11 protein-coding genes are annotated in these 15,871 nt (G+C 72.5%); 6 read left to right on the top strand and 5 right to left on the bottom strand.

Annotated elements, in window-relative coordinates; translation table 11 throughout:
* Positions 1–41 precede the first annotated feature (41 nt).
* A complete protein-coding gene (locus AB0M16_RS03275) occupies positions 42–668 on the bottom strand; it encodes a TetR/AcrR family transcriptional regulator (RefSeq protein ID WP_365338179.1) in 627 nt (208 codons plus the stop codon).
* A 263-nt stretch (positions 669–931) separates the two neighbouring features.
* On the opposite strand from AB0M16_RS03275, the gene AB0M16_RS03270 reads away from it, so the two are divergent.
* The 4 genes from AB0M16_RS03270 (at position 932) to AB0M16_RS03255 (ending at position 5,120) form a co-directional block, all read left to right on the top strand.
* Entirely contained in the window at positions 932–1,897 is a 966-nt protein-coding gene (locus AB0M16_RS03270) for a tetratricopeptide repeat protein (RefSeq protein ID WP_365338177.1), read from the top strand.
* A 602-nt stretch (positions 1,898–2,499) separates the two neighbouring features.
* A complete protein-coding gene (locus tag AB0M16_RS03265) occupies positions 2,500–3,153 on the top strand; it encodes a DUF6230 family protein (RefSeq protein WP_365338175.1) in 654 nt (217 codons plus the stop codon).
* 124 nt (positions 3,154–3,277) lie between these two features.
* Positions 3,278–3,880, top strand: coding sequence for a DUF6114 domain-containing protein (locus AB0M16_RS03260; protein WP_365338172.1), 603 nt, complete (start codon positions 3,278–3,280; stop codon positions 3,878–3,880).
* A complete protein-coding gene (locus AB0M16_RS03255) occupies positions 3,870–5,120 on the top strand; it encodes a hypothetical protein (RefSeq protein ID WP_365338170.1) in 1,251 nt (416 codons plus the stop codon). Before AB0M16_RS03260 ends, AB0M16_RS03255 begins: the two co-directional genes overlap by 11 nt.
* Positions 5,121–5,208: 88 nt before the next feature.
* Here AB0M16_RS03255 and pyk read toward each other — a convergent pair whose 3' ends face one another.
* The 3 genes from pyk to pta all read right to left on the bottom strand — a co-directional run bounded on the left by pyk (position 5,209) and on the right by pta (position 10,078).
* Complete coding sequence (pyk, locus tag AB0M16_RS03250) at positions 5,209–6,639, bottom strand: pyruvate kinase (RefSeq protein WP_365338168.1); 1,431 nt, start codon at positions 6,637–6,639, stop codon at positions 5,209–5,211.
* A gap of 74 nt (positions 6,640–6,713) precedes the next feature.
* Positions 6,714–8,000 (bottom strand): acetate kinase, encoded by a 1,287-nt coding sequence (locus AB0M16_RS03245; RefSeq protein WP_365338166.1) that lies wholly within the window; start codon positions 7,998–8,000, stop codon positions 6,714–6,716.
* On the bottom strand, positions 7,997–10,078 hold the full coding sequence (gene pta, locus AB0M16_RS03240; RefSeq protein WP_365338164.1) for a phosphate acetyltransferase: 2,082 nt from the start codon (positions 10,076–10,078) through the stop codon (positions 7,997–7,999). The genes AB0M16_RS03245 and pta overlap by 4 nt, the downstream gene beginning before the upstream one ends.
* Positions 10,079–10,347: 269 nt before the next feature.
* Here pta and AB0M16_RS03235 point away from each other — a divergent pair, with 269 nt between their 5' ends.
* Together AB0M16_RS03235 and AB0M16_RS03230 are read left to right on the top strand one after the other, a co-directional pair.
* Positions 10,348–11,373 carry an ATP-dependent 6-phosphofructokinase gene (locus AB0M16_RS03235; protein ID WP_365338162.1) on the top strand — a complete coding sequence of 342 codons (1,026 nt, stop codon included), beginning with the start codon at positions 10,348–10,350 and terminating at the stop codon, positions 11,371–11,373.
* A gap of 452 nt (positions 11,374–11,825) precedes the next feature.
* Positions 11,826–12,965, top strand: coding sequence for an XRE family transcriptional regulator (locus AB0M16_RS03230; protein WP_365338160.1), 1,140 nt, complete (start codon positions 11,826–11,828; stop codon positions 12,963–12,965).
* Here the strand turns inward: AB0M16_RS03230 and AB0M16_RS03225 are convergent.
* Positions 12,962–15,850: a type 2 lanthipeptide synthetase LanM family protein gene (locus AB0M16_RS03225; protein WP_365338158.1), complete on the bottom strand. Its 2,889-nt coding sequence runs from the start codon at positions 15,848–15,850 to the stop codon at positions 12,962–12,964. The two genes, AB0M16_RS03230 and AB0M16_RS03225, sit on opposite strands and share 4 nt — an antisense overlap.
* Between the last annotated feature and the right edge of the window lie 21 nt (positions 15,851–15,871).

Here is a 15,871-nt window from a genome sequence, read left to right as displayed (position 1 = left end):
CCCCGTACCCCCGTGCGCGGTGGTCCGGGGGCGCTCGGCGTCTACAGTTCCGCGGCGGCCGCGAGCCCGCCCAGCAGCATCGCCGTGAGCCGCTGCACCCAGACCCCGTCCACCGGCTCCGCGCTCACCAGGGCCCGGTGCACCACGGCGCCCGCGACCACGTCGAAGATCAGGTCGTCGACGGCCTCGGTCGTCGCCGGGTCGCGCTCGTCGGGGAGTTCGCCGCGTTCCTGGGCACGCTGCCGCCCGTCGAGGACCAGGCGCTTCTGGCGGTCCACGATCGAGGCGCGGATGCGCCGGCGGAGCGGCTCGTCCCGGGTGGACTCGGCGACCACGGCCATGAGGGCGGTCTTGGTCTCGGGGCGTTCGAGGAGCGCGGCGAACTGCAGGACGACGTTCTCGATGTCGGCCTGGAGGGAACCCAGGTCGGGCAGTTCGAGTTCGTCGAAGAGGACGGCGACGGCGTCCACGACGAGTTCGTTCTTGTTGTTCCAGCGCCGGTAGAGGGTCGTCTTCGCGACCCCGGCCCGGGTCGCGACGTCCCCCATGGTGAGCTTGGACCAGCCCAGCTCGACCAGGGCCGCCCGGGTCGCCTCCAGGATGGCCGTGTCGGCCTCGGCGGAGCGGGGGCGTCCGGTTCGGGCCCGGGAGCTGGTGCGCTTACACATGGGTGACGACCATACCCGCCGGTAAGTATTGCGCCAGGGGCCGGTGATGTGAGGCAGTTCACGGCCCGACTCTCCCCGCGGGGGAGGGCTCGCCATTACGCTACGACGCGTAGCGAAAGGCTCGATCGGGCTCCTCGCGACAACCACCGCGCCGGGTGGGGACCCGGCGCACACGAACAGCGACGACAGTGCCGCCCGGCCCCGGACGGCACTGTTCGGCCATGGCTTACCGGTCACACCTGCGGAGGGGGGAGGATATAGGCATGCAGCCCCGAAACATGTCCATGAGCGGCGTCGTCGACCTCGCCGCGGTGAAGGCGGCCGGTGAGGCCAAGGTGAAGGCGGAGCAGGCCCGTGCCGAAGCCGCACGGCAGGGCGGGACGGCCGCCGTCGCCCCTTCCTCCCTGGTGATCGACGTCGACGAGGCCGGCTTCGAGCGCGAGGTGCTCCAGCGGTCCGCCGAGGTCCCGGTCGTCATCGACTTCTGGGCCGAGTGGTGCGAGCCGTGCAAGCAGCTCGGCCCGCTTCTGGAGCGGCTCGCCGTCGAGTACCACGGCCGCTTCCTGCTCGCCAAGGTCGACGTCGACGCCAACCAGATGCTGATGCAGCAGTTCGGCATCCAGGGAATTCCGGCCGTTTTCGCGGTGGTCGCCGGTCAGGCGCTGCCGCTCTTCCAGGGTGCGGCCCCCGAGGCGCAGATCCGTCAGACCCTCGACCAGCTGGTGCAGGTCGCCGAGGAGCGCTTCGGCCTCACCGGACTCCAGGTCGACGCCGACGCCGACCCGGACGCCCCGGCCCCCGAGAAGGCCGGTCCGTACGACGCCCTGCTCGACGCGGCGGTCTCCGCGCTGGACGCGGGCGATCTGGCCGGTGCCGTCCAGGCGTACAAGAACGTGCTCGCGGACGACCCGGAGCACCCGGAGGCCAAGCTGGGCCTCGCCCAGGCCGAACTGCTGGCGCGCGTGCGGGCGATGGACCCGGGCGCGGTGCGCAAGAACGCGGCCGACAACCCGAAGGACGTCGCCGCGCAGATCGCCGCCGCCGACCTCGATCTGGCGGGCGGTCACGTCCAGGACGCCTTCGGCCGGCTGGTCGACACGGTGCGCCGCACGTTCGGCGAGGACCGGGAAGCGGTGCGGGTGCGACTCCTCGAGCTGTTCGAGGTCATCGGTCCCGAGGACCCGCGGGTGACGGCGGCCCGCCAGGCCCTGGCGAGCGCCCTGTTCTGAGGCGTACCCGGCCCTCCGGGGCGGTCCCGCAACGGGACGATTTGGCGACACAGTGACATTCGGCGGCCGCGCTTTACCAAAACTTGGTAATCGCGGCCGCTGTTACTTGCAGTAAATCGAACCTGGATTTCTGTCCGGATTTCTCCGACCTCATCGCCCTTTGTCGCGTCACGCGATTGCACCCTGTGTTGCGGTCCGGCGGCGGTCCGTCGTTCCGTGGTTATCAGGCCGTTACTAGCGAGTAACGAACCCCCTTGTGCGGGGGCCCGGAATCGACCACGATCGGCGACGCTCGGTCCGACACCGCACCAGCCCGGCGAACCCGCCGACTGCGCGGCGAAGGGTCCCCACCGAGCGGGCCGGCGGCAGTGCCGTCGGTCGTGGACAGGGGGGTTCCTGCTCTCACCGGCAGGGCCTGTCCAATCCGGTCGCGCGCACCGCGCGGCCAGTGGTTGTCGCTCGGGGGTGATCGCCGGTGATTCGGACGCACGTCGTGCCGCCTGAGCCCTCGGCGCTCTCCTTCCCGAGGACGTAGCACTTCTCCCATCCCAGGACGGGCCCTGGGCCCATCCGGAGATGTACGTCCGAGAAGGAGGATTCTCATGAAGTCCCAGGTTCGTGGCGGGACCAGATGGAAGCGGTTCGCCGTCGTCATGGTGCCGAGCGTGGCCGCGACGGCCGCGATCGGTGTCGGCCTGGCCCAGGGCGCGCTCGCCGCGTCCTTCAGCATTTCCGGCCAGGATTTCAAGGTTCGTGCCGACAGCCTCGTCGGTAAGGACTTCGTCCAGTACGGCAGCGTCGACGCGGGCAAGGACCTCGAAGGCAAGGACTTCGCGGAGCCCGTCGCGGTGTCCGGCTTCTCCGAGGCCTGGATCACCAACATGTGCCAGTCCGTCGTGACGCCGAACGTCCCGTTCGTCGGCGACGTGACGCTGGTGCTGCGCGCCGGCACCGAGGACAACAAGCCGGTCTACGCGAAGGGCATCTACCTCGATGTCGCCGAGCTGAAGGCCGACGCCGAGTTCGGCAACATCGACATCGGCGTCGCGGCCGGCAACCTGGCCAAGGCCCCCGGCAAGCCGGGCATCCAGCCGAACACCAAGGCCAACCCGTTCGGCTTCGGTCAGCGTGCCGAGGACGCGAAGCTCAGCAACGTGAAGCAGCGGGCGTGGGCCACCACCGCCGCGACCTTCAAGCTGCCGAACCTCGACCTCTCGCTGAAGCGCGGCAAGGGCGCCGGGGTCGAGTGCTACTGATGCCGACGTCCTACCGGGACTGACGCACACGGGTGCGGGGCCGTCCCGTACGGCCCCCACCCGCTTCGGTAGCGCCCCTTCTTCTTCACCATCTCAGCAACACCGCTTCCAGGGAGCTGTTTCCATGAGCGCCGAGTCCACTGCTTCCCGCGGAGTCCCCAAGGAGAACCGGTTCAAGGTCTGGCGGCAGACCCGGCCCTTCTGGGCGGGCCTTTTCACCATGATCGGCGGCGTACCGATCGCCTATCTCCCGTACGGGGACATGCGGCTCGGCAACATGACGCTCGCCATGCAGACGACGGCCGGAGCCGGTGCGCTGATCATCGGCCTGCTGCTCATCACGCTGGGTCTGACGATGTGGTTCCAGCCCCTCGTCCGGGTCTTCGCCGGCGTCGCGGCGATCGTGCTCGCCCTGGTCTCCATCCCGGTGTCGAACTTCGGCGGCCTGGTGATCGGATTCCTCTTCGCGCTCGTGGGCGGCGGCATGTCCGCGGCCTGGGCGCCGGCCGAGCCGAAGACCGACGAGGCCGTCGCGGGCGCCCCGGAGAACACGGACGCCGCCGGGGAGCCGGCCGGGCAGGACGCCGAACCGGCGGACGCCGGGACCGCGCCGGACGAGCACATGCACGACGGCACCACGCAGCCCGTGATCCCCCAGCAGGGACACGAGGCGCCGGTGTCCGGGACGACGATCGATGCCAACGGCGGGAGGAACAGTGCGGGGTGACGAAACACAGTCGGCCGGAACGACGAGAGGACCGCGCCACGCGGCCCCCCGCAAGTCGCTCCTGAACAAGCTCCAGGTGCCCGCGGGCAAGGCGATGGCCCTCGCGGCCATGCCCACCGCGGTCATCATGGGCATGGGCCTGGCACCCCGGCTCGCCCTCGCCGACGACAGCACGGACATCCCCTTCGCCCCCGGCCCGTGCGTGACACGCTCCGACGAGCCGACGGCCGAGGCGACGACCGAACCGACCACGACGCAGAGCCCCGAGCCGACGGCGAGCGCGAGCGAGAAGCCGGCCCCGGAGACCTCCGCGACCACCGAGCCGAAGCCGACGGAGACCTCCGGCGCGACCGCCCAGAAGCAGGCCGCGACGCAGACGCCCGCGCCCCGGACGACGACGGCCGCACCCCAGGTGACCCCGACGCCCACCAAGTCGGTGAACCCGCTCGACCCGCTGGGTCTCGGCGACGCGCTCAAGGACCTCTTCGACGGACCGGACAAGACCACGGCGCCCGCGCCCCAGCCGAGCTCCACGACGGCGGCGCCCAAGCCGACGGCTTCGGCCGGCACCCCGGACGCGCCGAAGGAGACGAAGGCGCCGGAGGCGGGTACCGGCGGCACGGTCGACAAGACCAAGGACGCCATCAAGGCCGCCGCCAGGACGGCCGGTGCGACCACCGAGGAGCTGCCCGACTCCGCCAAGGGCCTCGACGCCAAGAAGGACGAGGACATCCCCGAGGGCGCGAAGCCGCGCTTCCCGTGCCCCGAACCGGATCCGAAGGCGCTCGCCGCCGCCGATCTGGAGGAGGGCATGCCGCTGCTGCCGGACGACCCGTGGATCCTCCAGACCTCGAAGCTGGAACTGCGCGGTCTCAAGTACCACGGCATCGTCGAGGTGAAGACGGGCAGCGGCAAGATCAAGAAGGTTCTCAAGTTCACCGCGGACGAGGTGGACATCACGAACCTGCACCAGCTGACCGTCCACTCCGACGGCATGACCGGCCACGTCCGCTCCAGGCCGGGCTCGATGTCCACCATGCGTCACGGCACCGTGACCATGTACACGGAGGAGCTGAAGGGCAACCTCTTCGGTCTCATCCCGGTCACCTTCAGCCCCCAGACCCCGCCCCCGCTCGACGTTCCGTGGGCCATCTTCACCAGCTGCACGGTGAAGCAGGCCGGCCAGTTCGGCGGCACGCTCACCATCCCGGGCCTGCAGAACACCATCGAGCCGAGCTGAGTCCCGCGTACCACCCCGGGAGCCGCGCACGACGGAGCCCCCGTCCCTCCTCGGAGGGACGGGGGCTCCGTCATGCGGCCGGGGCGGGTCAGGCGTGCTCGCCGCCGCCCAGGTGGTGCACCCGGACCATGTTGGTGGTGCCGGGGACGCCGGGGGGCGAGCCAGCGGTGATGACCATGGTGTCGCCGGCGTTGTAGCGCTGCAGCTTCAGGAGCTCGGCGTCGACCAGGTCGACCATGGCGTCCGTGTTGTTCACGAACGGGACCAGGAAGGACTCGACACCCCAGCTCAGGGTGAGCTGGTTGCGCGTCGACTCGTCCGTCGTGAAGGCCAGGATCGGCTGCTGCGTGCGGTAGCGCGAGAGGCGGCGGGCGGTGTCGCCGGACTGGGTGAAGGCGATGAGCGCCTTGCCGTCCAGGAAGTCGGCGATCTCGCAGGCCGCGCGGGCGACGGAACCGCCCTGGGTGCGCGGCTTCTTGCCCGGGACCAGCGGCTGCAGCCCCTTGGAGAGCAGCTCCTCCTCGGCCGCGGTGACGATCTTCGACATCGTCTTCACGGTCTCGATCGGGTAGGCGCCGACCGAGGACTCGGCGGAGAGCATGACCGCGTCCGCCCCGTCCAGGATCGCGTTGGCGACGTCGCTCGCCTCGGCGCGGGTCGGGCGGGAGTTGGTGATCATCGACTCCATCATCTGGGTGGCGACGATGACCGGCTTGGCGTTGCGGCGGCACATCTCGACGAGGCGCTTCTGCACCATCGGGACGCGCTCCAGCGGGTACTCCACGGCGAGGTCGCCGCGGGCCACCATGACGGCGTCGAACGCGGCGACGACGTCGGCCATGTTCTCGACGGCCTGGGGCTTCTCGACCTTGGCGATGACCGGGACCCGTCGGCCCTCCTCGTCCATCACCTTGTGGACGTCCTTGACGTCGTTGGCGTCGCGGACGAAGGAGAGGGCGACCATGTCGCAGCCCATGCGGAGCGCGAAGCGGAGGTCCTCGACGTCCTTCTCGGACAGGGCCGGGACGTTCACCGCCGCTCCGGGCAGGTTGATGCCCTTGTGGTCGGAGATGACACCGCCCTCGATGACGACGGTCTTGACCCGCGGGCCCTCGACCTCGACCACGCGCAGCTCGACGTTGCCGTCGTTGATCAGGACCTGGTCGCCCTTGGACACGTCGCCGGGCAGGCCCTTGTACGTGGTGCCGCAGATGGACTTGTCACCCGGTACGTCCTCGGTGGTGATGGTGAACTCGTCACCGCGCACCAGCTCGACGGGACCCTCCGCGAAGGTCTCCAGACGGATCTTGGGGCCCTGGAGGTCGGCGAGCACGCCGACGGCGCGGCCGGTGTCCGCCACCGCCCTGCGGAGACGGTCGTACCGCTCCTGGTGCTCTGCCTGGGTCCCGTGGCTCATGTTGAATCGGGCCACGTTCATGCCGGCCTCGATGAGAGCCTTCAGCTGCTCATAGGAGTCGACGGCGGGGCCCAGCGTGCAGACGATTTTGGAACGGCGCATGAGGCGGATCCTATCGGTTTGTTTCGCGGCGGAATATTCCGTCTGGTGGAAAGTACAAATGGGCGGGGGGCCGCTCAGGCGTTCACTCCCTCGGGGGTCGATTCGCTCACGAGTGCGTAGCTCTGTCGGGCGATCTCCAGCTCCTCGTCGGTCGGCACCACGGCCACCGCCACCCGCGCGTAGTCCGGCGAGATGATCCGGGCCTCGTCGGACCGTACGGCGTTGAGGTCGGCGTCCACCGCAAGGCCCAGCTCCTCCAGGCCCGCGATCGCGGCCTCCCGCACGGGGGCCGCGTTCTCGCCCACCCCTGCCGTGAACGCCACCGCGTCCACCCGGCCCAGCACGGCGTAGTACGCCCCGATGTACTTCTTCAGGCGGTGGATGTAGATGTCGAAGGCGAGCGCCGCACGCCGGTCGCCCTCGTCGATCCGGCGCCGGATCTCCCGCATGTCGTTGTCGCCGCAGAGCCCGACCAGACCGGACTTCTTGTTCAGCAGGACGTCGATCTCGTCCGCCGACATGTCCGCGTTCCGCATGAGGTGGAACGTGACCGCCGGGTCGACGTCGCCGGAGCGGGTGCCCATCACCAGGCCCTCCAGAGGCGTGAGGCCCATCGAGGTGTCCACACAGCGCCCGCCCGCCACCGCCGAGGCGGACGCCCCGTTGCCCAGGTGCAGCACGATCACGTTCACCTCCTGCGGCGCCTTGCCCAGCAGCTTCGCCGTCTCCCGGGAGACGTACGCGTGCGAGGTGCCGTGGAAGCCGTAGCGGCGGATCCGGTGCGCGTCCGCGGTCTCCACGTCGATCGCGTACCGCGCCGCCGCCTCCGGCATCGTGGTGTGGAAGGCCGTGTCGAAGACCGCCACCTGCGGCAGGTCGGGGCGCAGTGCCATCGCCGTACGGATGCCCGTGAGGTTCGCCGGGTTGTGCAGCGGGGCCACCGGCACCAGCCGCTCGATCTCGGCGAGCACCTCGTCGTCGATCACGGTCGGCTCGGTGAACCGCAGTCCGCCGTGCACCACCCGGTGCCCGATCGCGGCCAGTTCGGGGGAGTCCAGGCCGAGGCCGTCCGCCGCGAGCTCCTCGGCGACCGCCTTCAGGGCCGCCGCGTGGTCGGCGACCGGCCCGTTCTTCTCCCGCTTCTCCCCGCCACCGCCCTGCAGCGGGGTGTGCGCGAGCCGCGAGGTCTCCTCACCGATCCGCTCGACCAAGCCGAGCGCCAGCCGGCTGCCGTCGCTCATGTCGAGGAGCTGGTACTTCACCGACGAGGAGCCGGAGTTGAGGACGAGGACGCGAGAGGGGAGGGGGGCCGAGCGCGGCCCGTCGGCCCGGGCGGTGGTGGGAGACGGGTGGGCGGTCATGCGGTGAGCTCCTGACCCTGGGACTGGATCGCCGTGATGGCGACGGTGTTGACGATGTCGCTGACGAGCGCGCCGCGCGAGAGGTCGTTCACCGGCTTGCGCAGGCCCTGCAGGACCGGGCCGACGGCGACCGCGCCGGCCGAGCGCTGCACGGCCTTGTAGGTGTTGTTGCCGGTGTTGAGGTCCGGGAAGATCAGGACGCTCGCCTGGCCGGCCACCTCCGACTCGGGCAGCTTGGTCGCCGCGACGGACGGCTCGACGGCCGCGTCGTACTGGATCGGGCCCTCGATCCGCAGCTCCGGCCGGCTCTCCCGGACCAGCTTGGTCGCCTCGCGCACCTTGTCGACGTCCGCGCCGGAGCCCGAGGTGCCGGTGGAGTACGAGAGCATCGCGATCCGCGGGTCGACGCCGAAGCGGGCGGCGGTGGCCGCCGACTGCACGGCGATGTCGGCGAGCTGCTCCGCGTTCGGGTCCGGGTTGACCGCGCAGTCGCCGTACACGAGCACCTTGTCGGCCAGGCACATGAAGAAGACCGAGGACACGATCGAGGCGTCCGGCTTGGTCTTGATGATCTCGAAGGCGGGGCGGATCGTCGCGGCAGTGGAGTGCACCGAGCCGGAGACCATGCCGTCGGCCAGGCCCTCCTCGACCATCAGGGTGCCGAAGTAGTTGACGTCCGACACCACGTCGTAGGCGAGCTCCACGGTGACGCCCTTGTGGGCGCGCAGCCGCGCGTACTTCTCGGCGAAGGAGTCGCGCAGCTCCGAGGTCTGCGGGTCGATCAGCTGGGTGGAGCCGAGCTCCACGCTCAGATCGGCGGCCTTCTTGCGGATCGTCTCGATGTCGCCGAGCAGGGTCAGGTCGCAGACGTCGCGGCGGATCAGCACGTCGGCGGCGCGCAGCACCCGCTCCTCGGTGCCCTCGGGCAGCACCACCCGGCGGCGGTCGGCGCGGGCCTGCTCCAGCAGCTCGTTCTCGAACATCATCGGGGTGACCCGGCTGCCACGGGCGACGGAGATCCGGCGCAGCAGGTCGGCGGTGTCGACGTGGCGCTCGAAGAGGCCCAGCGCGGTCTCCGCCTTGCGCGGTGTGGCCGCGTTCAACTTGCCTTCGAGGGCGAAGAGTTCGGTGGCCGTGGGGAAGCTGTTGCCCGGTACGGAGATGACCGGGGTGCCGGGCGCGAGGCGGGCGGCCAGGGTCAGGACCTCGTCGCTGGGGCGCTCGTCGAGGGTGAGCAGCACGCCGGCGATCGGCGGGGTGCCGGCCGAGTGCGCGGCGAGCGCGCCGATCACCAGGTCGGCCCGGTCCCCGGGGGTGACGACGAGGCAGCCGGGGGTCAGCGCGTTGAGGAAGTTCGGCAGCATGGCGCCGCCGAAGACGAAGTCCAGGGCGTCGCGGGCCAGCCCGGAGTCGTCGCCGAGGACCACGGACGCGCCCAGCGCGTGGGTGATCTGGGCGACGGTCGGCGCCGCGAGGGCCGGCTCGTCGGGCAGCACGTAACAGGGCACGGGCAGCCGTGCGGCGAGCCGCTCGGCGATCACGGTCCGGTCCTCGCCCGCGACCCGGTTGACGACCATCGCGAGCACGTCGCAGCCGAGCCCGTCGTAGGCGCGGAAGGCGTTGCGGGCCTCGGCACGGACGGACTCGGAGGGCTGCCCCTTGCCGCCCACCACCGGTATGACCGAGGCGCCGAACTCGTTGGCGAGCCGGGCGTTGAGCGCCAGCTCGTCGGGCAGCTGGGTGCCGGCGTAGTCGGTGCCGAGGACCAGGACGACCTCGTAGTCGCGGGCGACCGCGTGGAAGCGGTCGACGAGCCGGGAGACCAGCTCGTCCGTGCCCCGCTCGGCCTGCAGCGTGGAGGCCTCGTGGTAGTCCATGCCGTAGACGGTGGCGGCGTCCTGGGTGAGCCGGTAGCGGCTGCGCAGCAGGTCGAACAGGCGATCGGGGCCGTCGTGCACCAGCGGGCGGAACACCCCCACGCGGTCCACCTGGCGGGTCAGGAGCTCCATGACTCCCAGCTCGACGACCTGGCGGCCGTCTCCGCGGTCGATCCCGGTCACGTACACGCTGCGCGTCACGCCGTCGTCTCCTGTCCGTATCGCTACGGGTTGTCCGTCAAGCGAGTGTGTTCAAAAACCATCGATAGGGTGGCAATGCCCTCTTGACAATACCCCTGCGGCTCTATACGACGCCCGCTGGGCGAAGGGCCCCGATCCAAGGGACCAAAGGCCCGGAAGGGTCTTCCCCCGCCGGACGCGCGGAGGAGCGGCGAGCGCGCCGGCACGGCCGACCGTGTGAGAATCGACGCGGCTCACACGTACCACTACCGAGCAGGAGACACAGCACGATGCGCATCGGAGTTCTGACAGCGGGCGGCGACTGTCCCGGCCTGAACGCGGTGATCCGGTCGATCGTGCACCGGGCCGTCACCCACTACGGGGACGAGGTCATCGGCTTCGAGGACGGCTACGCGGGCCTGCTCGACGGGCGCTACCGGCCCCTCGACCTCAACGCCGTCAGCGGCATCCTCGCCCGCGGCGGCACCATCCTCGGCTCCTCCCGACTGGAGCGCGACCGCTTCCGCGCGGCCTGCGACAACGCCAAGGAACTCATCGAGAAGAGCGGCTTCGACGCGCTCGTCCCGATCGGCGGGGAGGGCACCCTCACCGCCGCCCGGATGCTGCACGAGGCCGGTGTGCCCGTCGTCGGCGTCCCCAAGACCATCGACAACGACATCTCCTCCACCGACCGGACCTTCGGCTTCGACACGGCCGTCGGCGTCGCCACCGAGGCCATGGACCGGCTCAAGACCACCGCCGAGTCCCACCAGCGCGTCATGGTCGTCGAGGTGATGGGCCGCCACGCCGGATGGATCGCCCTGGAGTCCGGCATGGCCGGCGGCGCCCACGGCATCTGCCTGCCCGAGCGCCCCTTCGACCCGGCCGACCTGGTCAAGATGGTCGAGGAACGCTTCGCCCGCGGCAAGAAGTTCGCCGTCATCTGCGTCGCGGAGGGCGCGCACCCCGCCGAGGGCACCATGGACTACGGCAAGGGCGAGATCGACCAGTTCGGCCACGAGCGCTTCCAGGGCATCGGCACCGCCCTCGCGTACGAGCTGGAGCGCCGCCTCGGCAAGGAGGCCCGTCCCGTCATCCTCGGCCACGTCCAGCGCGGCGGCACCCCGACCGCGTACGACCGGGTGCTCGCCACCCGCTTCGGCTGGCACGCGGTGGACGCGCTGCACCGCGGCGACTTCGGCAGGATGACGGCGCTGCGCGGCACGGACATCCAGATGGTCCCGCTGGCGGAGGCCGTCACCCAGCTGAAGACGGTCCCGGCGCACCGGATGCGCGAGGCCGAGTCGGTCTTCTGACCGGCACGCGCCCCGGAGCCGTGCGCCCGGGGGCGCGCGCCTGGTCCGGGTGCCTGGTCCGCGCGCCTGGTCCGTGCGCCTGATCCGGACCCCCGGGCCGCGCGCCTGGTCCGTACGCCCGGACTCTGCACGTGGTCCGGACGGCGGTCCGTCCGACCCGGGCCGTGCGCGTGGTCCGGGTGCCAGACCCGGGTGCCCGGCCCGTGCGCGTCGTCCGGACGGCGGGTCCGTCCGACCCGGAGCACGGTCCGACCGGCCCTGATCCGCGGGCCCTCCGTCCCGACCTCGTCCCGACCTCGTCCCAGGCACCCCACGGCCCCGATCGTCCCCCCGTGGACGATCGGGGCCGAATCCATGCTTGAGTCCTCCGCCGCGATCAACAAGGCTTGAGCCTGTCCCGGACATGTCCCAACTCCATCCGGGCCCGGCCCGACGGAGGGGAGCGGCGCGCCATGACCCTGGGGGAGACGCCACCCGACCCGCGGGAGGCACGGAACCCGGCCGAGTTCCTCGCGCGGCTGCAGGCCCTCAAGGACTGGTCCGGCCTCACCTACCGCGAGCTGACGGCCCGCGCCGAGGCGCTCGGCGACGTGCTGCCCCGCTCGACCGTCGCCAACATGCTCGGGCGGACCACCGTCCCGCGCGAGGAACTGCTCGGCGCCTTCGTCCGCGCATGCGGCGCCCCGACCGAGGAGTGGGAGGCGGTGCGCAAGGAGCTCGCCGTCCGCGGAGCGTACGGGCGGGAGGGGGAGCCGGAGCCCGCCGAGGAGGCGGCGCCGGATGCGGGCGCCGAGGCTGGGCGGGGCGCGGGACCAGGCGCCGAGGCTGGGCCGGGCGCGGAGGCGGGCCCGGGGGTCGGGGCGGGCGCGGGTGTGGGCTCGGGGGCGGAGGCTGGCCCGGGATCGGGGGCGGAGGCTGGGGCGGGCGCGGAGGCGGTGCCCGTCTGGCCCGGGGACGTACCGCAGGAGCCGCCCGCCGGCCCGGCGCCCGAACCGCCACGCTCCGGGATACGCCGCACCCTCGTCGCAGCGGTCGCCGTGACGGGCCTCGTCCTCGCCGCGGTCAGCGTCGTCGCCCTCGTGCGGGACGGGGAGCGACGCCCCCGCCGGGAGCAGCGCCCGCCCGTGCTCACCGCGCCCGCCGAGGGCCCGGTCCACATCCGGGTGATCGGCTCCGGCCTGTGTCTGAACGAGCGGCGCGGCAGCAGCAGCGGCCAGATCCACCAGCGCTCCTGCGCCGGCGCCGACGTCCCCCGCTACGAGCTGAAACGACTCGCCGGAGACCACTGGCGGATCGTCTCGGTCCACCCGGACTTCCCCGTCGGCTGCGCGGGCATACCCTCCGGCGGCCGGATACCCCACGCCGCGCTGGAGGACTCCGAGTGCGGAGACCCCACCCGTGTCGAACGCTTCACCCTGGAGCCGTACGGCACCCCGGCCGCCGGCTGGCGCATCGTGCCGGCCGGCTCCGCGACCCCCGGCAGCTGCGTCACCGTCGTCGGCGACCGCGCCGCCGAGTGGTCGCGGCTGACCCAGGCGCCCTGCGCGGCGGACGCCCGGGGCCAGCTCTTCAGCTTCGACCGGCGCGACTAGGGGGTGCGGTGAGAGTCCCGCACAGCGCCCGCGGCGTCCGGCCGCTCCGGTTCCTCGGGAAGGGCCTGGAGCAGGGGTGAGCCCAGCCGGGCCTCCCGGTGCATCCCCAGCAGGTGGTGCACCACTCCCGACAGTCCGGGGAGCAGGCCCGGTGCGAACGCCTCCTTGGCGAGGCCGCCGACCGGACCGCGCTGCTCGATGCCCGTGATCAACTCGCCGTCGGCCTGCGCGGCGGACGGGCCCTCGTGGCCCGGCAGGCCCCGCAGGCGACGGAGGAGCTCCCCGAGCCCGAGGTCGCCGTGGCAGAGCGTGTGGCTCCAGCCGAAGCCCTCGCGCAGGCCGGCCGGCCCCGAGCGGAGCGCGGTGTCCAGGTGGCGCGGATCGCCCGTGCGCGCGTGGAGGTCGACGGCGGCCAGACCGATGCCCGTGCTGCCGTGACACCACGCGGTCGGACGGTCGACGGCTCCGCCGATCCGGGCGTCGGCCCAGGCGCCTTCCGCCGGCACGTACAGCGACTCCTCGAAGTCGTGTGCCAGAGCGCCCAGTTCGCGCCACCGGCGGCGGTCGGCCGCGCTCCCGGCGGCGGACAGGGAGAGCCTGGTGAGGGCCCACCCGGCGCCGGTCGCTCCGTGGGCGAATCCGCCGATGCCCTCCGGGAACATCACCGTGGACCACCTCGCGCCGCGGTCGTTGACGACCGCGGTCCGCTCCAGGTGTCGACCGGCTTCCGCGGCGACGTCCAACCACCTCTCCTCACCCGTGAGTTCGGCGAGGTCGAGGAGCGGCACCGGCACGCCGGCCACGCCGCTGAGCACGTCCAGCGCCCGGTCCTCGGCGACGGCGTCCGGGGTCAGCAGCGCGGCCCTGGCGCGGGCGCGGTCGAGGAGTCCGGGCGTACCGAGGAGTCGGTGCAGCGCGGCCCAGGTCCACACCTGGGAGGCGACGCCGGTGAACCCGCCGAGCTGGCGGGTCGGCGTGAGCTCCTCGGTGGCGGCCAGCACCTCCAGGGTCCCGGCCAGCACGGACTCCACACCGGTCACCGGGTCGGCCCGCCCGGCGCGCGCCTCGCGCAGGTACGCCGCGAGGGCGAGGGCGACGCCGCCCTGCCCGGTGTAGAGGTCCGCGCCGAGCGGGCGGATCGCCCAGCCGTAGTCCGTGAGCACGGGGCTGATCCAGGTCGCGGTGGCGTCCGTGCCGCGCACGGCTGCCGCGCAGACCGTCCTCACGACCTCCGCCGCCAGCGCGCGCCGGCGCCGGTCCAGGTTCTCGGCGTGCGGTGCGACGGCCGGGGTCCGTACCCGGTCGGGAAGCCGGCGTTCGTTCAGGTACGCGCCGACCAGGGCGCTGCGGATGGTGTCCCGCTCGCGAGTGAGGTCCGCGCTCCTCCACCCGGTCAGAAAGGCGTCCAGCCGCCGCCCGTCCACCGTGTCCTCGAACACCGGCACGTCTCCGACCAGGAGGTCCGCGATCTCCTCGTCGATCACCGCGGGTTCGCGGGGCGCTCCCGGGGCGGCGAGGGCGTTGCGGTGGAGGATGTCCCGGGCCCGCGCCAGGGCGGCGTCGGGGTCGTGCAGCGAAGCGGGGTGCCAGAGCATCCGGCCGATGTCCGTGTACGTCTGGGTGGCCCGCCGGATCCTGCGGATCCGGCAGCCGTCGAACACGCCCATCAGCGTGGCGAGTCCACCGCTCGCGTCGAGCCGCGCCAGGGCCCCGGTGATGTCGTCGAAGCCGGCCAGCACCTGGTCCCAGTGCCGGATCAGGACCGGCTCGGGGCTGGGGTGGTTGCCGGCCGGCGGCAGGTCCACCTCGTCGACCTCCATCCGGGCGGTGTCCAGTCCGCCGTCCGCGATGACCGGGACGCGGATCCGCGGCTGCTGTCCGGGCAGCCCGCCCGCGGCCGAGAGGTCCACGCCGGCCAGGGCGTAGCCGTCGGTGCGGAGGGGGAGGATGCCGGTGCGCAGCACGGTGTTGCGGATCGTCCGGGCCGCCCGGTCCACGGCGTCGCCGCGCCCGCTCGGCGGGACCTCGACGTCCGGGGTGAACAGGGCCTCCGCGTCGACCACGGCGGGCACCGGACCATGGGCCACCAGGTTCTCGGCGTGCAGGTCGGTCCCGCCGAGCAGTCGCATCACCGCCAGCCAGCCGCCCAGGGCGCGGTAGAAGCGGGCGAGTTCGGCCTCGTCACGGCAGTAGCGGTGCCCGAGGTGCTCGGCCCAGCCGTAGCCGTCCCGGACCACCACGCGCGGCACGCCCAGGTCCTGGGCGCCGGGGACGGCGGTGACGAAGGCACGCAGCGCGGCGTCCACCCGCACCGGCCGCGGTTTGTACATGACGCCGGCGGTCTCGAAGACCAGCCGGGCCACCGCCCGACCGCCGTGGTGCGTGTCCCCGCGGGCGAGCTCCACGGCGCGCAGCGGTCCGGGGTCGGCGCCGAGCAGGCCGGCCACGGCCCGCCGGTCCGCGGCGAGCCGGGCTCCCAGCTCCACGGCGCCCTCGATCAGCAGGCGCCCGGAGGCGAAGGCCCGTCGGCGCAGCGCCGGGTACCGCCGGTGCAGGGTCTCGGCGAAGCCGGGGTCGCAGGCGTGCCGGAGGAAGGCGTCCCAGCGCGCGGAGGGGTCGGCGCCGGGCAGGTCGCCCGCCAGGGAGGCGGCCCGCAGTTCCAGCAGGAGCACCCGGTTGAGCCGGAGCTGGAGGGTGCGGCGGAGGGCCTCGCGCGTCGCCTCGTGCAGGACCTCCCGATCGCCGGGGGCCAGCCCGGCGATCCTGGGGATCACGCCGTCCAGCTCCGCGAACAGCGGGCTCGCGAAGGCGTCGACGGGCCTCGCGAACCATCCCTCGGGCGGCGGTCCTCCGGCCGCGCGGGCCGCTGCCACCGGTTCCACCATGCTGAGTCCTCCCTGACGGCT

Source organism: Streptomyces sp. NPDC051921, from assembly GCF_040680975.1.
Classification (GTDB): Bacteria; Actinomycetota; Actinomycetes; order Streptomycetales; family Streptomycetaceae; genus Streptomyces.
This window is presented reverse-complemented; position numbering and strand designations above follow the sequence as displayed.